Annotated in this window: 13 protein-coding genes; 6 read left to right on the top strand and 7 right to left on the bottom strand. The window is 41.3% G+C overall.

Annotation, left to right across the window (positions count from 1 at the left end; translation table 11 throughout):
* Positions 1 to 54: 54 nt before the first annotated feature.
* The gene (locus ACUR5C_RS03280) at positions 55 to 1,089 is read right to left on the bottom strand and encodes a mechanosensitive ion channel family protein (protein ID WP_454466923.1); all 1,035 of its coding nucleotides are present in this window, start codon (positions 1,087 to 1,089) and stop codon (positions 55 to 57) included.
* Between the two features lie 184 nt (positions 1,090 to 1,273).
* On the opposite strand from ACUR5C_RS03280, the gene ACUR5C_RS03275 reads away from it, so the two are divergent.
* A complete protein-coding gene (locus ACUR5C_RS03275) occupies positions 1,274 to 3,112 on the top strand; it encodes a M1 family metallopeptidase (RefSeq protein ID WP_454466922.1) in 1,839 nt (612 codons plus the stop codon).
* 52 nt (positions 3,113 to 3,164) lie between these two features.
* Here ACUR5C_RS03275 and ACUR5C_RS03270 read toward each other — a convergent pair whose 3' ends face one another.
* The 3 genes from ACUR5C_RS03270 to ACUR5C_RS03260 all read right to left on the bottom strand — a co-directional run bounded on the left by ACUR5C_RS03270 (position 3,165) and on the right by ACUR5C_RS03260 (position 5,132).
* Positions 3,165 to 4,376, bottom strand: a complete 1,212-nt coding sequence (locus ACUR5C_RS03270) for a phosphatidate phosphatase App1 family protein (protein ID WP_454466921.1) — start codon at positions 4,374 to 4,376, stop codon at positions 3,165 to 3,167.
* A 122-nt stretch (positions 4,377 to 4,498) separates the two neighbouring features.
* Positions 4,499 to 4,699 (bottom strand): tautomerase family protein, encoded by a 201-nt coding sequence (locus ACUR5C_RS03265; RefSeq protein WP_454466920.1) that lies wholly within the window; start codon positions 4,697 to 4,699, stop codon positions 4,499 to 4,501.
* A 148-nt stretch (positions 4,700 to 4,847) separates the two neighbouring features.
* Positions 4,848 to 5,132, bottom strand: coding sequence for a CBU_0592 family membrane protein (locus ACUR5C_RS03260; RefSeq protein ID WP_454466919.1), 285 nt, complete (start codon positions 5,130 to 5,132; stop codon positions 4,848 to 4,850).
* Positions 5,133 to 5,448: 316 nt separating this feature from the next.
* On the opposite strand from ACUR5C_RS03260, the gene ACUR5C_RS03255 reads away from it, so the two are divergent.
* The 4 genes from ACUR5C_RS03255 to egtD all read left to right on the top strand — a co-directional run bounded on the left by ACUR5C_RS03255 (position 5,449) and on the right by egtD (position 11,119).
* Positions 5,449 to 7,602 (top strand): YgiQ family radical SAM protein, encoded by a 2,154-nt coding sequence (locus ACUR5C_RS03255; protein WP_454466918.1) that lies wholly within the window; start codon positions 5,449 to 5,451, stop codon positions 7,600 to 7,602.
* Positions 7,603 to 7,662: 60 nt separating this feature from the next.
* Positions 7,663 to 8,709 carry a dihydroorotase gene (gene pyrC / locus ACUR5C_RS03250; protein WP_454466917.1) on the top strand — a complete coding sequence of 349 codons (1,047 nt, stop codon included), beginning with the start codon at positions 7,663 to 7,665 and terminating at the stop codon, positions 8,707 to 8,709.
* 146 nt (positions 8,710 to 8,855) lie between these two features.
* Positions 8,856 to 10,169, top strand: coding sequence for an ergothioneine biosynthesis protein EgtB (gene egtB / locus ACUR5C_RS03245; RefSeq protein ID WP_454466916.1), 1,314 nt, complete (start codon positions 8,856 to 8,858; stop codon positions 10,167 to 10,169).
* Positions 10,169 to 11,119: an L-histidine N(alpha)-methyltransferase gene (gene egtD / locus ACUR5C_RS03240; RefSeq protein WP_454466915.1), complete on the top strand. Its 951-nt coding sequence runs from the start codon at positions 10,169 to 10,171 to the stop codon at positions 11,117 to 11,119. Before egtB ends, egtD begins: the two co-directional genes overlap by 1 nt.
* Before the next feature lie 33 nt (positions 11,120 to 11,152).
* Here the strand turns inward: egtD and ACUR5C_RS03235 are convergent, their stop codons facing one another.
* The 3 genes from ACUR5C_RS03235 to ACUR5C_RS03225 all read right to left on the bottom strand — a co-directional run bounded on the left by ACUR5C_RS03235 (position 11,153) and on the right by ACUR5C_RS03225 (position 16,928).
* Positions 11,153 to 13,558, bottom strand: a complete 2,406-nt coding sequence (locus ACUR5C_RS03235; RefSeq protein ID WP_454466914.1) for a zinc-dependent metalloprotease — start codon at positions 13,556 to 13,558, stop codon at positions 11,153 to 11,155.
* 158 nt (positions 13,559 to 13,716) lie between these two features.
* Positions 13,717 to 14,289: a GNAT family N-acetyltransferase gene (locus tag ACUR5C_RS03230; protein WP_454466913.1), complete on the bottom strand. Its 573-nt coding sequence runs from the start codon at positions 14,287 to 14,289 to the stop codon at positions 13,717 to 13,719.
* 41 nt (positions 14,290 to 14,330) lie between these two features.
* On the bottom strand, positions 14,331 to 16,928 hold the full coding sequence (locus ACUR5C_RS03225) for a M14 family metallopeptidase (RefSeq protein ID WP_454466912.1): 2,598 nt from the start codon (positions 16,926 to 16,928) through the stop codon (positions 14,331 to 14,333).
* A 398-nt stretch (positions 16,929 to 17,326) separates the two neighbouring features.
* Between ACUR5C_RS03225 and nfuA the strand changes: the two genes are divergently transcribed.
* Positions 17,327 to 17,902 carry a Fe-S biogenesis protein NfuA gene (gene nfuA, locus ACUR5C_RS03220; RefSeq protein ID WP_454466911.1) on the top strand — a complete coding sequence of 192 codons (576 nt, stop codon included), beginning with the start codon at positions 17,327 to 17,329 and terminating at the stop codon, positions 17,900 to 17,902.
* The last annotated feature ends 206 nt before the right edge of the window (positions 17,903 to 18,108 follow it).

Genomic DNA, 18,108 nt, shown 5'->3' with positions numbered 1-18,108 from the left:
AATTAGTTAATTGACTGATTACTTAATCGATATTCTGCAGAAACAAAATTTTTATCAGTCTTTCTTTGATTGGGCGATATCAATCGCTTCAAGTTTCAGTTTAAGTTTTTCAATTTGTTTTTCGACTCGTTGCTGAGACTCACTTGGCAAAAGTTTTAATTGCTCCTCAAGCGCCGCAATTTGTTGGTTAAGCCTTTGTTGCTGTTCTTCAGTTTTTTGAGCCTGTTCAGCTTTATCAAAAACAATATCTTCCGCCACATTCGTTTCTTCGATAACTGTTTTTAGCTTTCTTCGGGGGATAACTTTTTCCGCAACTTCAAAACGCCGCTGATTCACAAAGTTGGGTGACATAATTTCAATTTGAACATCATGCAGCGCATCTAAAACACTGGCACATAATTTTGAGCGAGCAGAAATAAGACCTTTTACCTCGGGCAATAATCCAGACACTCGGTAAACAACAGAGAAGTCGCCCAGTTCTAGAATATGCACAAAGGCATCACTTAGCCCACAATTTTCAGCCGCTTTCAGTAAGGCAGCTTCAACTTCTGTGTGGTGTACATCGTATCCAATAGAAAGTTTGGTTGAAATGATAGTTCCATCAGCATGAACTGCTTTAATGGGATTATTCATTAAATAGCTATTAGGTAACGCAATTAGCTCTCTATTTTCCGATTGAATTTCTGTATCAATTAAACCCCGCTCACTAACCCGGCCAAAATGTTCACCGACACTAATAAAGTCACCGGTTTTAAATGGTTGAGTAAACCGAAGCACTATACCTGCGGTTATATTAGCCACTGCAGCAGTAGAAGAAAAAGCAATTAATCCAGAAACAAGTACACCAATTAAGCCTATTAATTGGTTTTTAGAGCTTTCTTCTATGGGCAAGCTAAGAACTAAAGCAATGACACCCGCGAGAAAAATGCCTAGCATCACCATTTGCCGAGGGAACTTTTTTTCGCTTCCCATTTCTGGCGAGCGATTCAACAACAACTTTTTAGCTACCGAAACCACGAGCACAACAATGATTAGAGTTAAAATACTTGGAGAAAACTGTAATAACACCGCGATAAAATTTTCAAACATTATTTAAGCTCATTTTAGTCAAAAAGTTAAACAGCCTAATTTAGATTAAGCCGTACAAGGAGTTGGCAGTGGAACTACACTGATTATAACGTAACTAACAGCAGAATACCGAGCAAATATACTCACACCTATTGCTTGTGGTAAACTTTGCCAACTTCAATAAAACAGTTTTTTAGGAATAATAATGAAAGCATGGTTTAGCCTAATTTTACTTGCTGTGTGCAGTATATCTCCTGCGCAAGCTGCCGCTGACTGGCATACTCAATCTAATTATACGCAAATTATATCCAGCCACATTCATCTTCAGCTTAAGGTCGATTTTAAGACACAACAACTGGTGGGCAGCGTAACCCATGAACTGGAATATCTTAATCAAGACGTCAATGAACTAACCCTAGATACCAGAGATTTAGATATCCACAAAGTTGAACTGTTAATTAATGATAGCTGGCAACAAACTGACTTTGATTTAGCTAAAGCAGATCCTGTGCGCGGAGCGAAGCTAAGCATTCCATTAAAACCCAACACCACACAAGTAAAAGTCAGTTACAACTCTAGACCAGAAGCTTCAGGTTTACAGTGGCTAGCCCCTCAGCAAACCGCCGGTAAAGATAAGCCCTTTATGTTTAGCCAGTCTCAGGCAATTCATGCGCGTAGCTGGATCCCCATTCAAGATACACCGGCAATGCGACTAACCTACTCAGCCACAATTACCACAGACAAAAGTGTTCGAGCTGTAATGAGTGCCGATAACTCGCCACAACGTAATCCAGAAGGTATTTACGAATTTAAAATGCCTCAACCTATTCCGCCTTACCTCATTGCGATAGCGGTAGGAGACATTCACTATAAAAAAATGTCTGAACAAACCGCTATTTATTCAGAAAAAGCTTATTTAAATTCTGCCGCGGCAGAGTTTAACGATACTCAGGCGATGATAGAAGCAACTGAAAAGCTCTACGGCCCTTACCGATGGAACCAGTATGATCTTTTAATTCTACCACCTTCATTTCCTTTTGGCGGTATGGAAAATCCGCGTTTATCTTTTATCACGCCAACGGTAATCGCCGGAGATAAAAGTCTCGTTAACTTGATCGCACATGAACTAGCACATTCTTGGTCTGGTAATCTGGTAACCAATGCTACTTGGAGAGATTTATGGCTAAATGAAGGCTTCACTAGTTATGTAGAGAACCGCATTATGGAGGCCGTATTTGGTTTAGAGCGAGCAGTGATGGAGCAAGCGCTAGGATACCAAGACTTAAAGTCCGAACTACAGCAACTTGATACACGAGATCAAATAATGCATGTTGATGTGACCAACCGAGATCCTGACGATGCATTTTCAGGCGTACCTTATGTCAAAGGACAACTGTTCTTAATGTTCTTAGAGCAGCGTTTTGGCCGAGAAATTTTTGACGCCTTTGTTAGAAAGTACTTTGAAGACTACGCATTTAAGAGTATTGATACCAAGACTTTTGTCGACTACTTAAATACTCACTTGCTCAAAAAACATCCTGCGAAAGTATCAATTCATGAAGTTAAAGAGTGGATTTATCAGCCTGGTTTACCAAGTTATTCGCCGAAGCCTAAGTCTGATGCTTTCAAAAAAGTACAGCAACATATCGACAGCTGGAGCCAAAATAAAACTTCGCTAACAGACATTCCCACGACTAACTGGACCATTCACGAGTGGTTGTATTTTATCAACAACTTAAATAAAGACATTAGTTTAAATAAAATGAGTGAGCTAGATAACCAGTTTAAACTCACGCAATCGAGTAATAGTGAAGTAGCTCATGCCTGGTTATTATTGAGCATTAAACGCGGTTATACAGGTATAGAAAAGCGCTTAGAAGACTATTTAATGACAATAGGCCGACGCAAATTAATTGTGCCTTTATATAAAGCGCTGAACCAAAAGCCTGCCTATAAAGACTTTGCTAAGCGCGTTTACCAGGCTGCACGACCGGGCTATCACCCATTAGCGCAAGGTAGTATTGACGCTATTTTCACCAACTAAAGATATTTAGATTAAATTTAAGCCAGCTAATTAAGCTGGCTTTTTTTATGCGCTAAGGGTGCGTTTTTGCTTCACAGTCAGCGCTGTTTACAAGTGGCGTTAATACCCTAATGACCGTCATAGACTTTAATCGTTCCGGTGAGCAGTGTGCCGCATTAACGATATCCCTTATTTTTATTTCTAAAACTTGCTCAGGAAAACGCGCTTTTATTTGTCGATAAACTTCAGGATCTTTTTCTCCCGAGTCACCAATAAGAATAAACTGACGCTGCGGAAAATGTCTAAATATCTGCTCGATCTGTTGTAGCTTTTGTTCATAGGTTACTTGTTTAGAACCATCTTGTATTAATCTTGCAACGTCTTTATATGAACTACTTGAAAACGGGTTTACTCTTACCCTCTTCATATGAAAAGAACCTAAAGGAAATGCGTTACCGTGAAACATCGCACTTTTTAATGGTCGATAAAGCTGCCACGGCGCCCCTGATAAATAATGAAAAGCTACCCGGCTATCAAATGATTGGTACATTTGCTGCATAGTTTGAGCAAACATAAAAGGCTTAAAGAAGGTATTATTTAAAACGGTTTTACGCCCCAAAGGAATGTTAGTAAGCTTTATGGTGTCATCAATATCGGAAATAACCGATACACCTTGTGGCTCAATAAACCTAACACGACCGATATTTTCTATTGGCTGACCTTTAATGACAAAGCTAGCCCAACCCTTGGTTGAGTTTTGCGCGTTTAGAATTGCTTTTACGTGACTATTCGAAATGCGTAGCTCGGCCAATAAATTTCCATTTAAATCTGACTTAAGCATTTGGCCATTTTGGATAAAGGAGAATTCTGCTTTCCTAGGGTCATTTAAAAACTGCAAAGTAAGTGTTTGAGCAGATTTATTATTGGCCAGAAAATCATGACTAACTTGATTAAAACGTTCTTTTTGCCAGCGACTCAGCTCATCGTGACCTGCTTGCCGAGCAATCACAGCGCGTGCAGCTTTACCGGTTAAACGACTCGCCCAATGAGGTGGTTTACTAAACCATACGTTTAACGGTATAACCCAATCGTCTCCTTCTAAATAGGCATAACTCAAATAGGCTAGAGCTTCTACCTTATCGCTTTGATCTAGCTGGGGCCTACTCTGATCAACATTCTGTGGCGGCCACTGACTTGCCTGTGCAGTGACACCTTGTGCAGTCACATTGAGGCAATTAATACTCAGGTAACACCATAAAATGGATTGAACAAAATTTAGTTTCATAGACAACCTAATGCTGAGAGGGAGCTTTTAGCATGGAGCAAAAGAGCTTACGCAAGCAAGACTAAGCTTGTGCAACGATTAAAATAGCTCAAGTCTTAAATGCGCAATGGCAGTATGCTTTGTTAATCAGCTTTTTTGCGCCATTCACTGGTTAGCTTGCCGGCAAATCCCCAGTTGTCTTCTTCAATTTCTTGAATAACCACATGGATATGCTCTGGCCTTTTGTTGAGGTGTTTAATTAAAGACTCACTAATGTCCGCGACTATATCAGCTTTTTGCTGACGAGTTGCCCCTTGGGTAATTTGTACATTCACGTATGGCATAGGAAGTCCCAATTAGTTTAAATAAAAAATTAACACGCATGATTCTCTTAAATATTGAATCAATATGCAAACCATTACGCAAATCCACTTTAAAGTGTTACTTCCGTTAAAACTTTTTAACTCAAAAAACCAAGCCGAGTAGCTCAGTTTAACTTGGCTCTGCTGGCACTGACGTTATGCGCTTTTTCTTGTGTTTACCCCAGTATTTGATCACGCCGATTAAACTAATGATAATCCAGCTAATTTCAACCACAAAAGCAGATAGGTTAAAGTCAAAAGACAGTGATGTTGTGATACACAAAGCGCCAATGAGGTTTAGCATTGAATACATGAGACTTTCTGAGCGCAGCTTTTCTATTTGAAGTAAAAAGTAAGTGCCAATAGTCAGTGCCACACCAATATTACCAACAAAATTATACCAATTGTATTCCACTTTAAATCTCTCATTACAGCGAGACCGACTAGTCTCATAGACACTGCAATGGCGCGATATTAGGCCGATTTGTGAACAAACACAATAATTTTTTTCAGTGCAAAAATTAACTTTTTAACGCGAGTTTTTAATCAATAAAACTCACTTAAATTGAAATTTTAGTATGCTCAATGCCCAAATTTTGACGATTTACCCTTTTTAACCCCTATTTAGCGTTTTTTATTGATTAAATGCGGTTAATTTTTAAACAAATGATGAAATTTAGGGTTAAATTTGAGAGAATACGCGCCCATTTTCACGAGTCACCGAAAATCACATGATAAAAGCCGAAAAACACCTGTTTTCCTATCCTAAATACTGGGCAGAATGCTACGGCAGAGCCAAGTTCCTTCCTATGTCACGCGCCGAAATGGACGAGTTAGGTTGGGATAGTTGCGACATTATCATTGTGACCGGAGACGCTTATGTTGACCACCCTAGTTTTGGCATGGCGGTTATTGGCCGATTTTTAGAGTCGCAGGGGTTTCGGGTTGGCATTATTGCGCAACCAGATTGGAATGACCCAGAAGCTTTTAAAGTCCTAGGCGAACCTAATTTATTTTTTGGCATCACCGCAGGAAACATGGACTCAATGATAAATCGTTACACTGCAGATAAACGTATCCGCAGTGATGACGCCTACACCCCGCACGGCGCGGCAGGTAAGCGTCCGGATAGAGCAGTTATTGTTTACACCCAAAAATGTCGCGAAGCCTACCCTAAAACAGCAACCGTCATTGGTGGTATTGAAGCTAGTTTGCGCCGAATTGCGCAATACGATTATTGGAGTGATGAACTACGTCGCTCTGTTTTAATCGATTCAGCGGCGGATATATTATTGTACGGCAATGCCGAGCGCGCTATGGCCGAAATTGCACATCAAATTGCTAATGGGCGAAATATAAAAGAACTCACCGATATCCCCGGCACTGCCATAGTAAGAGATGAGGTTCCTGCAGGCTGGACAGAAGTAGACTCTACCCGCATCGACTGGCCCGGCAACTTGGCCCAAATGCCCAACCCGTTTGAGCAAAATCCTTACGAAATGAAAGATCCGCAATCTGAAACTTGCCAAACTAAACAAAATGCAGGTAAAGATCCGGCAGCAGTACCCATAAAAATTGTTCCTATGCCACTCGTGGGCAAAGCTGGGCTAGATAACAAAACAACGGTCATTCGAATTCCTTCGTTTGAGAAAATAAAAAATGACTCTGCATTATATGCGCATGCGTCGCGCATATTACATTTAGAGTCTAACCCGCATAACGCTCGCGCTTTAGTTCAAAAGCATGGAACCAAAGAAGTTTGGCTAAATACACCACCTATTCCACTAGAAACCAATGAAATAGATGGCGTTTTCGACCTAGAATATGAACGAGTACCTCATCCTAGTTATGGCGATGCACGTATTCCAGCCTATGAAATGATTCGCTTTTCGGTCAATATTATGCGCGGCTGCTTTGGCGGTTGTACTTTCTGCTCTATCACCGAGCATGAAGGGCGCGTTATTCAAAGTCGTTCTCAGGAATCTGTGTTAAATGAAATAGAGCAAATGCGTGACAAAGTTCCAGGTTTTACTGGCACCGTATCTGATTTGGGTGGACCTACAGCCAACATGTATCACCTGAATTGTAAAGACGATGAAATTCAAAAAAATTGTCGTAAATTGTCCTGTGTTTATCCCACAATTTGCAAAAATCTAGTCACCGATCATAGCCAAACTACTCAACTCTATCAAAAAGCGCGGGCTATTCCCGGAGTAAAACGCGTCGCGATAGCGTCAGGATTACGCTATGACCTCGCGGTTGAAGATCCAGAGTACGTTCGTGAATTAGTGACTCACCATGTAGGAGGCTATTTAAAAATTGCTCCCGAGCACAGCGAAAAGCAAACTTTAGAAAAAATGATGAAGCCAGGAATGGATAGTTATTACAACTTTAAGCGCATGTTCGAAAAGTTTTCTAAAGAAGCAGGCAAAGAACAGTACTTAATTCCTTACTTTATTGCTGCTCATCCTGGTTGTGACGACAACGATATGCTCAACCTTGCATTGTGGTTAAAAAAGAACGACTTTCGTTTAGACCAAGTACAGAATTTTTATCCTTCACCTATGTCACTGGCTACGGCGATGTATCACTCAGAGAAAAATCCACTGAATAAAGTGACATATAAAAGTGAAAAAGTACTCACCGAAAAAGATTTAGACCGCAGGCGCCGCCACAAAGCATTATTGCGTTACCATGACGAAGCTAACTGGGCTACGATTAGAAAGCTTTTAGTTGAAATGAATCGTGCAGAGTTAATTGGCGATGGACCTAACCAGCTGGTACCGGCTGAGCAAACAAAAGGTAGAAAACAGGGCAATCAACGCTCACATGCAAAACCTTTTGCAAAGCGAAATTCACAGCGTAAGCCTAAAAGCAAACGTTAATAAACTTTACAACTGACTGTGAAAAAACGAGCATAGTAATTATTTAAAACTGAGAAAAAGATGGCCACAGAAATTACGATAATTAAACCTGACGATTGGCATTTACACTTTAGAGATGGCGATATTTTAAAAGAAACGGTTTCTGCAACGGCTCGCTGCTTTGAGCGCGCAATCGTCATGCCAAATTTGGTACCGCCAGTCACCAATGCAGAAATGGCACTGCAATATCAAGCGAGAATTAAAGCCGCCACCCCTGCCGGCTCTAGCTTTACGCCACTAATGACAATTTACTTAACCAACCAAACCACACCGCAAGACATTATTGAGGCTAAAAAGGCGGGGGTTACTGCGGCTAAGCTTTATCCCGCGGGCGCAACTACCAATTCAGACGCAGCGGTAAGTCAGTTAGAAGCGCTTGATCCGGTATTTGAATGCATGCAAGAGCAACAGATGCCGTTATTAATTCACGGCGAAGTCACCGATAATCATATTGATATTTTTGACCGCGAAAAAGTTTTTATCGATACTAAACTCACTCAAATAGTCGCACGCTTTAGCCAGCTTAAAATTGTGTTTGAGCATATAACAACGAAAGATGCAGCAGACTTTGTTATGCAAAGTTCAGACAAAGTTGCCGCTACGATTACGCCGCAACATTTGCTGCTTAATAGAAATGATTTACTCGTGGGTGGAGTGCGTCCTCATAACTATTGCTTACCCGTACTTAAACGTAATATTCACCAACAAGCGCTACGCCAAGCGGTTGCCTCTGGCTCTGAGAAGTTCTTTTTAGGAACTGATAGCGCGCCTCATGAAAAAAGAAATAAAGAGAATAGTTGTGGTTGTGCTGGTTGCTATAGTGCTTGGAGCGCCATAGAGCTTTACGCACAAGTATTTGACGAACTTAACGCCCTCCAACATTTTGAAGCATTTGCGAGTAAAAATGGCCCTAAGTTTTATGGCTTGCCACAAAACACACAAAGCATCACTTTAGTTAAACAAAGCTGGACTATTCCAGAAGAGATAATTTTACCCAATGGGCAACCAATTGTGCCATTTTTCGCTGGCCAAACCGTTAACTGGAAATTAAAAAGCAATCAAGATTAGCACCGCTTTTTATTATCACAATCAATCCACGGGTGCTTTCCCTTAAAGCACCCATTTGCAAACCTATCCCAATCTATTCTATAGTGAAGCTATTCTAGAACCAGTTATCTAACGAGAGCTTTTGGTTTTTCAAAACTATCACTTTTATGATTGATAATGAGTTATCACATTTCCCCAATGCATTAGTTGATCAGTTTGAACTAATTCGCCAAGGTTCGCTTGATTTATGCTGCGGCCTCAGCGAAGCAGATATGCAAGCTCAGTCAATGCCCGATGCATCGCCTATAAAATGGCATTTAGCCCACACCACTTGGGCCTTCGAAAATTTTTTGTTAAAACCCTATTTAAAAGACTACCAGCCGTTTTGCAGTGATTATGATTACCTTTTTAATTCTTACTACAACGCTATAGGTAAACAATATCCACGTCCTATGCGAGGCTTGCTAACTAGGCCAACATTTGATGAAATTATTCGTTATAGACGCCACGTTGATAACGCCATGTGTGCTTGGTTAATCGACATAAACAAAGCTCAACTAGAGGCGCAGCAAGCTTCAAAGCATTATTTAATTCAGCTTTGCTTTAATCATGAGCAGCAACATCAAGAACTCATGTTAACCGATTTAAAACACCTATTTTCCTTTAACCCGCAACAACCTGCGCTAGCCAGTAATCACCCATTTAAAGATCACTTAGAACCTGTCTCTACTGGTTTACATAGTGATGCCAACCTGCCAGCAAATAGTAACCAAGCAGCTCGCGAAAAACAGCGAATCGAATCTGCGATTAGTTTTCCAGAGGGACTTTACTCAATCGGCCATTCCACTACAAACGACCAAGCTGATGAGCGCTTTTATTTTGATAACGAAACTCCTAGTCACCCATATTATCTAACCGGTTTTAAACTTGAGTCACAACTCGTTTCCAATGCAGAGTATTTAGCGTTTATTCAAGATGGCGGCTATTCGCGAGCGGAGTTTTGGTTGTCTGAAGCTTGGCACTTAATCCAAACTCAAAAGATAGACATGCCGCTATACTGGAAAAAAATTAACCACCAATATTTCCAACATACGTTACATGGGTTGCATCAACTAGAGCTCGATCAGCCGGTAAGCCATGTCAGTTATTTTGAAGCCAACGCCTTTGCTAACTGGAAAAAAATGCGCTTACCAACTGAACAAGAATGGGAAGTTGCCGCAACCACCAGCCCGCAACATTTTAACGGGCTGTTTAACCAACTATGGCAGTGGACCAGCAGCAGCTATTGCGCCTACCCAGGTTTTCAGCCAACTCAAGGCGTCGTCAGTGAATATAATGGAAAGTTTATGCTAAACCAGTATGTGCTCCGAGGTGGCTCAATAGCCACACCGGCACACCACATTCGAGCAACTTACAGAAATTTTTTCGCGCCATCAGCTCAATGGCAATTTAGCGGAATTAGACTTGCGGAGTGCCTTTAATGGATGTAAAAGTTAAGACCACCGATACCAATCAACAACAATTTACTCAAGATGTTATCGAGGGGCTAAGCCGCCCGCAAAAAACCCTGCCATGTAAATATTTTTACGACGCAGAAGGCTCAAATTTATTTGAAGAAATTTGTGAGCTAGATGAGTACTATGTTACTCGAGCTGAACTGGCATTACTTGAGCAAATTGAGTCAGAGTTAGTTGAGCTTATTGGCAAAAATGCCATTATTATTGAGCCTGGCGCGGGTGCTGGCATAAAAATAAAAAAACTCTTACATGCGCTTAACCAGCCGCAAACCTATGTACCCATCGATATTTCTGCAGACTTTTTATTTGAAAGTGCAGAGAAAGTAAAAAGCGAGTTTCCTAAAATTAATGTACTACCTTTACAAGGCGACTTTACTCAAGCGCTAGAGTGGCACGGTGCTCGTCAACAAACTAACCGACTCGTATTTTTTCCTGGCTCTACTATTGGTAACTTTACGCCAGACAAGGCTGTCGAGTTTCTTAAAAACCAAGCTAAGCTTGCTGGAGAACAAGGTAAACTACTGATTGGTTTTGATTTAGTCAAACCTATTGAAAAGCTGGTAGCTGCTTACAACGACAAAAAGGGTATCACCGAACAGTTTAATAAAAACTTACTAGTCAGAATAAACAATGAACTTGATGGCGACTTTGACATTGATAGTTTTGAACACGACGCGCGATTTAATCCGCATAAAAGTCGCATTGAAATGCACTTAGTGAGTAAAGTAAATCAGTTCAGCCAAATAGATGAGCACCAGTTTGAATTTAAAGCCGGCGAAACGATTCATACTGAAAACTCATACAAGTATACCCATGAATCGTTTTTAACATTAGCCGAAGCCGCGGGTCTAAAACCAGTTAAACACTGGACCGATAGCAAACAAAGAGTAGCTCTCCACTTTTTAGCAGTATAAAAGCTGAGCTTTGCTTAGTTTTGCTCACCCATTTTAAATGGGTGAGCCCGGTGGCATTTTAGGTAACTCAATTAAATCACTGCGGCGGTTTAAATAATAATCTTCTAATCGCTTTGCTTGAAAAGCATAAAACCCATAATAACTAGAAGTCTTTCTTACCGTTGTTAGTTTGCGGGTTAAGTACTCTTTTTCTTTAATTACAATACCCATAATTTGCATTTTTACCGCTTGTGACGTTGCACTATCGTTTAGCAAATTAAGGTAGTTAGCATAAATTAAATCAACCACCGCTTGATGGATTGTCGCTTGAATGCCTTCATAATTTTTCTCTATCACGGTTTGATGAATCTCAGTAGTGATACCGTCAATTGAAGGTATTTGCGGATCCATCCCATGTTGCTGAATAATTCTAGCTAATCGTTGTGGATGAAAAATAAGCCCTAAGGTGTGCTGCGCCGAAGCGCGCGCCAAATGGACTTGGTCAAATACAACGCCTGTTTCACCATTAATCGATTCTCTGGTGCGGTAAGATCCAGCAGCTTTAGGCACAAAGAGCTTAGCAGTTTCCTCGGTCAAACTTAAAAACTCGGGCGATAATGAAGAAAGCATTAACTGCAAGGCTTGCATTTGTTTTTCACCACTCACCATTTCTTGTTTTACTGCTTCAGAGCTACGCTTTATTGAGTAGTCGTAAAAATAACCCCCTAATGACTTAGCAACCGCAGTAATTTGAAAGCGATGGAAATAATACACAGGAACAAAAATTTCTTCTAAATCAGACCACGGCTGATTCATTTTTAAATTTTTGGGCCCAAAGTTAGCAATAGCTGCAGCTCGAATCGCAAACATATTTTTGAGTTCGCTAATAGGATCACCACCATTGTCCCATAAACTGGCTTGGGCGTGAGCGCTACCAGGGCTGCGAGCGTCACGATCGGAAATAAATAACAACCCTTGCTGATCATTCTCTGCAATAATTTGTCTTAACCATTTATCAGCTTTACCATCAGTAAAAGTTTGATAGCCATAGCGAATGGCCGCTTTATCCCACTTTGCAATTCCTTCGGCGTATGGATTGGGCGCTGCAACTTTATTACCGTTTAGCATAAACTGAGGGTGCGGATAATCCATCACTGACTCTTTTCCATAACTACTTGCAGCAAAGTTGTGGCTTAACCCTAAAGTATGCCCTACTTCATGAGCCGACAATTGTTTTATTCGCGCGAGCGCGAGCTTCATTAAAACATCATCATTTTGAGACTGAGCAAATGGCGCTAACATGCCTTGAGCGATCAAATAGTCCTGGCGAACACGCAAAGAACCTAAAGTGACGTGCCCTTTAATAATTTCGCCAGTTCTTGGGTCAACAACAGACGCGCCATAAGACCACCCTCTTGTTGCTCTGTGTACCCACTGGATTACGTTATAACGTACATCCATAGGATCAGCATTTGCAGGTAACATTTTTACTTGGAAAGCATTTTTATAGCCTATCGCTTCAAACGCCTGATTCCACCATAACGCCCCTTCTATTAATGCCGATTTAACTGGCTCTGGCACGCCTGGGTCTAAATAATAAACGATAGGTTTAACCGCCTCGCTTACCTTAGCGTTTGGGTTTTTCTTTTCAAGTCGATGACGTGCAATATATTTCTGAGTGATACTGGTATTAATTGGTTGCGCATAATCCTTGTATTCAATATTCCAAAAGCCGCTTTTGGGGTGAAAGCTGCGCTTTTTATATCCGGGTTTAGGCAACCTAACAAAGCTGTGACGCATTTTAACTGTAACCGCGGTTGGCTCCGGTGCGGTTTGTCGTAAAAACTTGCCTGGCGAGCTTCCCACTAAAGTAATGATCGACTCGACTTCTGTATTATCAGGAAAAGCAGTAGTTCGGGGCATATAGAGCGCTGAGCGCGATTTATCAACTTTGAAACCTTTACCTTGGTTAGTTTGTTGCAAGCGCTCTGCAACGCCGTGAATGTCTTGCATGGCAAACTCTGTTGCATCAACTAAAGCCCAGCCGGCTCGACTATCAACCACCGGAAACCCCCAAAGCACCGATGCAGCAAAGGCTTCGCTTACCGCGTCAGCTTCTTTTTTGTTCTTGGTTTTTGCACGGAAATTAGTGGGGATTTGTTTTAAAAAGACTTTATTACCTACCTTTTCAAACTCGACTAAGCGGGTCTCGCTTAGTTGGCCTCTGTCTAGTCCAATATCATTAGAGCCTAAACCACTCGGCAGGCTAGTTTGGTAGATAAACTGTTGCTCAAGGTTATCGATTTTAAAATAGATTTTGTCTTCTTCTTTATCAAAAATAATACTGACAAAGCCTTTATCTAAGTTATACAGCTGTTCTAATTCGGCCAATTTCTTAGCAAACACTTGAGGCACAAAAACGACCAATAAAACGCTAACAATCCCCAAAAGCTTTTTCATTTTGCTTACCTATACTCCGAATCTTGATAAAACTAATTGATTTGCCCAATATAATGAGGATCGCCTAACAAAATCAAGCACTTCCAGAGAATTCCTTATTATATTTAGTGATTTTTTGCGGCCGCGAGCAGTATTCGTAAGTATCTTTAAACCCGCTGCTAATTGAAATGCTGCCATTGCGCTTTGCTGATCCCAAAGTCCAACTGATCACTCCAACGTTCACCAATTAAAAAATGGGATTTAAAATGCGCTTCTTGGCACATACCAACTTTCCGCATAACCTTATGTGAGGCAATATTTAACGGGTCACATTTTGCGACTATCTTATGTGGACTAAATCGCTCGAATAAATAATTAAGTAACAATGTCAGTGCTTCACTCGCCACACCTTGTCCGGCGTGATGCTTACTAACTCGGTACCCCACTTCCATGCGCTGGTTTTTCCAGTCTTCAATTTTAAAGGCAATATCCCCAATCGCTTCTGGCTGCTGATTCCAAATAATCACTAAGCCATTCCAATGTCCTTCCACCATCTGCCAGCCTTGAGAATGTTGTAAAATGAACGCATCTAAATCAGCATTACTTTGTGGCGGGCGAATATAGCGGCATTGTTCCGGATCTTGGCGATAAGATTGTAACGCAGCCTTGTCTGACTCATAGTAAGGTCGCAGACTAATTTTAGTGCCAACAATTTGCTCTGCTAAAAGTTTTTCACCTAGTTCAACTTGCATGGATAACTCTCATTGCTAAAACCACCAATTTTCTTTCGTTATCAATCAGCTGATTTAGTGGGCTTTTGCTCATCCGACTCCGCTTTTGGCGAAGCTTTAATCACCTTCCCGAAATACAGAGCGTTAGCAAACATTCGACTTGTTCCTAACCAAAACCCGCGAAATAAAGGGTTATCTGAAAAAGCAATGACTTTACCTTGACCAACGCCTTGAACCGCAATACTAACCTGGTTAACTAAATGGGCCTCGACTTCATCCGACATATAACCAGCAGCATGCGGCGCTGAAGTAAACCGCGCAATTGCCACGTAAGGCTCTTTAGGCTCTGTTAATGCATTTTCTCGACGCTTAAAAATCGCAATATTTTCATCACTTAAGCCAAAAGCCAACGGGTGAGTAATATCAACTTTTACATTTGCAATAGCGCCGCCGACCACATGCTTAGCATCGGCTTGCTGTTTATTAGCATAACTAATATTAGTCGGTTTATTCGGTTCAAATTCCTTAATTTCGCTAGACAGCCAACCTTGCTCGACCACCCACTGACTAGCACCACTATGCGTAATAAGTACTCCGCCCTGCTTTAGCCAGCGCTTTAATTCTTGGCTGGCAGCTTCTTCAAGCGTGTATTTACCATGCACAAAAATAAGGTGTGTATAGGGAATGGTTTGTAGTTTTTTTAGCTTTTCGAGAGTCAATAGAGTCACTCGCTGTTCTAACCGCTGATCGAGAAAGTGCCACGCTTCGCCAGCGTCATAACTCGAAACACTCTCGTCAATAATAATGGCGGGGTTTATTTTCTCTAAAACGGGCAAACTAGGGCTTCCAAGGTCCACTCCAGAAACTGCAAGCCCGCTATTAATAGGTGTAACCTCAAGCTGTAATGCATTTAATTGAGGTTGTAACCATTCCACAATTTTAACTGCACTCATCGCTTGGCCCTTTAGGGGAAGTATGATCGAGCCCAAATTCAAGTCGACCGGAGCACCGGCAGATAACAACCGAGTAGATTTGGTAACGCCTTGTACTCTTAATCCTTTTTGCTGTAAACGCACTAGCAAAATATTACTGGAAAAGTCTTGCCAGTCGAACGCCAATGCCACACTAGCCGCTAACTTTTGAGTGTCATAACTGGGTAAGTTCGGCTGGTTTTTATTCAGCTCTTGCCCAAGTAAACTCGTCGCATAATCGGAACGAGACACCCAGTCAAAGTCTAAATCGAAAGCCATTCCCATATTCCAAGCAGAGACATCGTAAAACACTTGGTCTTTAAATTGTTTACGTGTTTCAAACAGCGAGCGAATTAATCGATACTGCGGTTGCATCAAAGGAATAATCACCGCTTGATTAGGTTGATATTCGCGCTGGCCTACTTTGATTTTTTCGGCTAGCGAGTAAAATAAAATTTGATGTGTTTGCAAAATACGCTTAATTTCATTGAGTCGATAAGCGTCTTGCGATTTGAACACTATTGCTCTATTACGATCTTTTTTGGCCAGTTTTTGGGTCGACTCGACAAAGGCTTTACGCATTTTCTTTAAATTAGCAGCATTCTGCTGCGCGGCTTCAAGGGTAGAAAAAGAAGTGGTTAAATGATTTCTGATCGCAAAAGGAAAACTAATTTCACCATATTGAGACGCTTGAAGATGACCGCGAGCACTCGCTTGTTCAAATAGGATTCCAACTGAGCCATGCGCATCAGGGTAGGTTGACCCCTTACCGTAATAAAAGTCATCAAAGTTTTCTTGAGAGTAATACAAGCTACCAATATCATCTAACGCCTTCGCATGATACTGAGCAATAGTAGCGGTCATTTTAAAGTTAGCTTCTGGCGTTAAAGGATTTTGACGTGAATGCACCCCAGGTTGAAAAAAGTAACTACTGTTAGTGCCCATTTCATGAAAGTCAGTTAACACATGCGGGCGCCATCGATGAAACTGAGTAACTCGCGCTACCGATTCTGGGTGCTGCAACAACAACCAGTCTCGGTTTAAATCAAACCAATAATGGTTAGTTCTGCCGTAGGGCCAACTTTCATTATGTTCCGCATCTAATGGGTCTGGATTGGGGTTTTGGCTCTTATACATATTGGTCCAATGAGCAAAACGAGCTAGTCCATCGGGATTAAGCATAGGATCAATGATAATCACTTGGTTATTAAGCTGTGCCAGGGTCTTTTTATCTTGCGCAGCTGCTAAATGATAAGCAAATAGCAAAGAGGCATTGCTACCACTTGCTTCATTACCATGGACACTATACCCCATCCAAGTCACAATCGGTGAACTAGCGCTTGGCTCTCGCTCAAGGTGCCGCTGCCGAATTGACTCTAAGTTTTTAATGTTTTCCGGTGAAGAGATATAAACAAGCATGAGGGGGCGGTGCTCGTGGGTATAACCGGTAATTTCTACTTTCACCCGGCTAGATTCTTGCGCTAATCGCTGCATATACTGCTGGATTTGCTCTGGCCGTACATGCCAATCACCAACTTGATAGCCTAATACGGTTTCTGGCAGCGTAATTTTAGCGTCATATTGAGCCGAATGAGGTAAGTAGTAGGCAAGCTCGGTTTTAGCGTCCACAAGACTAGCTAAAAATAACTGCATTGAAACGGCAACTAAAACAATAATTCTTCGGTTCACATTAATCCCCTAAAACACAATATTTGGTAAAGCAATTCACTTTTTTTAGTTTTATTGACTTAAAATCAACAGACAAATCACACCATCTTATTATCACTCAGGCCTTGTCTGAAAGTTCAGACCACACCGATATCAAGCGACTAAGCGATTTATCCTTTAAATCTAAGCTGAGAATAAGTACTTCAACTACTAAAATCAATCACAGAAGGATTTTGTTACTAATTAACCGCAGGTAGGTCGATGGCAGAGTAAGCTTTATTGTTAAAGCCTATTTTAACAATCGCTAGAATCAATGGTTATGTATAACTTAGTAAAATAGTTGGGTATTCCCCCTTGAAATTCTGTTAAACTACACCCAATTCGTACAGTAACTCAAAGCCTTACAAACTATAAAATTTATGATTAATATTACTCCTTCAGCACAAGAGCACTTTCAAAAACTACTCGCAACTCAAGAAGCCGGTACAGGTATCCGCGTATTTGTGGTTAACCCAGGCACACCACATGCCGAGTGTGGCGTTTCTTATTGCCCTCCAGACGCTGTAGAGAAAGATGATCACAAATTTCAGTTTGGTGAATTAACCGCCTTTGTTGATGAAGAAAGTGGTCCTTACTTAGAAGAAGCTGAAATTGACTACCAAACCGATGATATGGGAGGTCAACTCACTTTAAGGGCTCCAAACGCCAAAGCAAGAAAAGTTGACGACGACGCTCCTGCGGTCGATAGAATCCGTTACATTATAGAGTCTGAAATAAATCCACAATTGGCCAACCATGGTGGCCAAGTTGCGCTTGCCGAGTTAACTAAAGAAGGCATAGCCGTACTCCAATTTGGTGGTGGCTGCCAAGGCTGCGGCATGGCGGACGTCACACTTAAAGATGGAATAGAAAAAACTCTACTTGAAAAAGTGCCGGAAGTAACCGGTGTCCGTGATGTAACTGAACACCAAAAAGGCGAGAATCCCTATTATTAATGCCTTAACGGGCAACTTTATTTAACTCCCATTGCCGTTATTTACGTTACAAAAGCTTTAGTCTCAGCAACGGCTAAAGCTTACTCTGTTGGCGAAGCATCACTTATATTTTTTAGCCTTGGCTACTCCAGCGGTTAAACAGCGTTAGTGATTTACATGCCCCCTCAAGGTCAGGCTTTATCTCTGCTGTAAAGAGGCGAGACTTA

Source organism: Aliikangiella aequoris (assembly GCF_053709105.1).
The sequence above is the reverse complement of the archived record's forward strand: the minus strand, read 5'-3'. Positions and strand labels throughout refer to the sequence as shown.

Coding starts and splice junctions, on each gene's coding strand:
- ACUR5C_RS03280 (WP_454466923.1), bottom strand. CDS start 1,089: ATGTTTGAAAATTTTATCGCGGTGTTATTACAGTTTTCTCCAAGTATT.
- ACUR5C_RS03275 (WP_454466922.1), top strand. CDS start 1,274: ATGAAAGCATGGTTTAGCCTAATTTTACTTGCTGTGTGCAGTATATCT.
- ACUR5C_RS03270 (WP_454466921.1), bottom strand. CDS start 4,376: ATGAAACTAAATTTTGTTCAATCCATTTTATGGTGTTACCTGAGTATT.
- ACUR5C_RS03265 (WP_454466920.1), bottom strand. CDS start 4,699: ATGCCATACGTGAATGTACAAATTACCCAAGGGGCAACTCGTCAGCAA.
- ACUR5C_RS03255 (WP_454466918.1), top strand. CDS start 5,449: ATGATAAAAGCCGAAAAACACCTGTTTTCCTATCCTAAATACTGGGCA.
- pyrC (WP_454466917.1), top strand. CDS start 7,663: ATGGCCACAGAAATTACGATAATTAAACCTGACGATTGGCATTTACAC.
- egtB (WP_454466916.1), top strand. CDS start 8,856: ATGATTGATAATGAGTTATCACATTTCCCCAATGCATTAGTTGATCAG.
- egtD (WP_454466915.1), top strand. CDS start 10,169: ATGGATGTAAAAGTTAAGACCACCGATACCAATCAACAACAATTTACT.
- ACUR5C_RS03235 (WP_454466914.1), bottom strand. CDS start 13,558: ATGAAAAAGCTTTTGGGGATTGTTAGCGTTTTATTGGTCGTTTTTGTG.
- ACUR5C_RS03230 (WP_454466913.1), bottom strand. CDS start 14,289: ATGCAAGTTGAACTAGGTGAAAAACTTTTAGCAGAGCAAATTGTTGGC.
- nfuA (WP_454466911.1), top strand. CDS start 17,327: ATGATTAATATTACTCCTTCAGCACAAGAGCACTTTCAAAAACTACTC.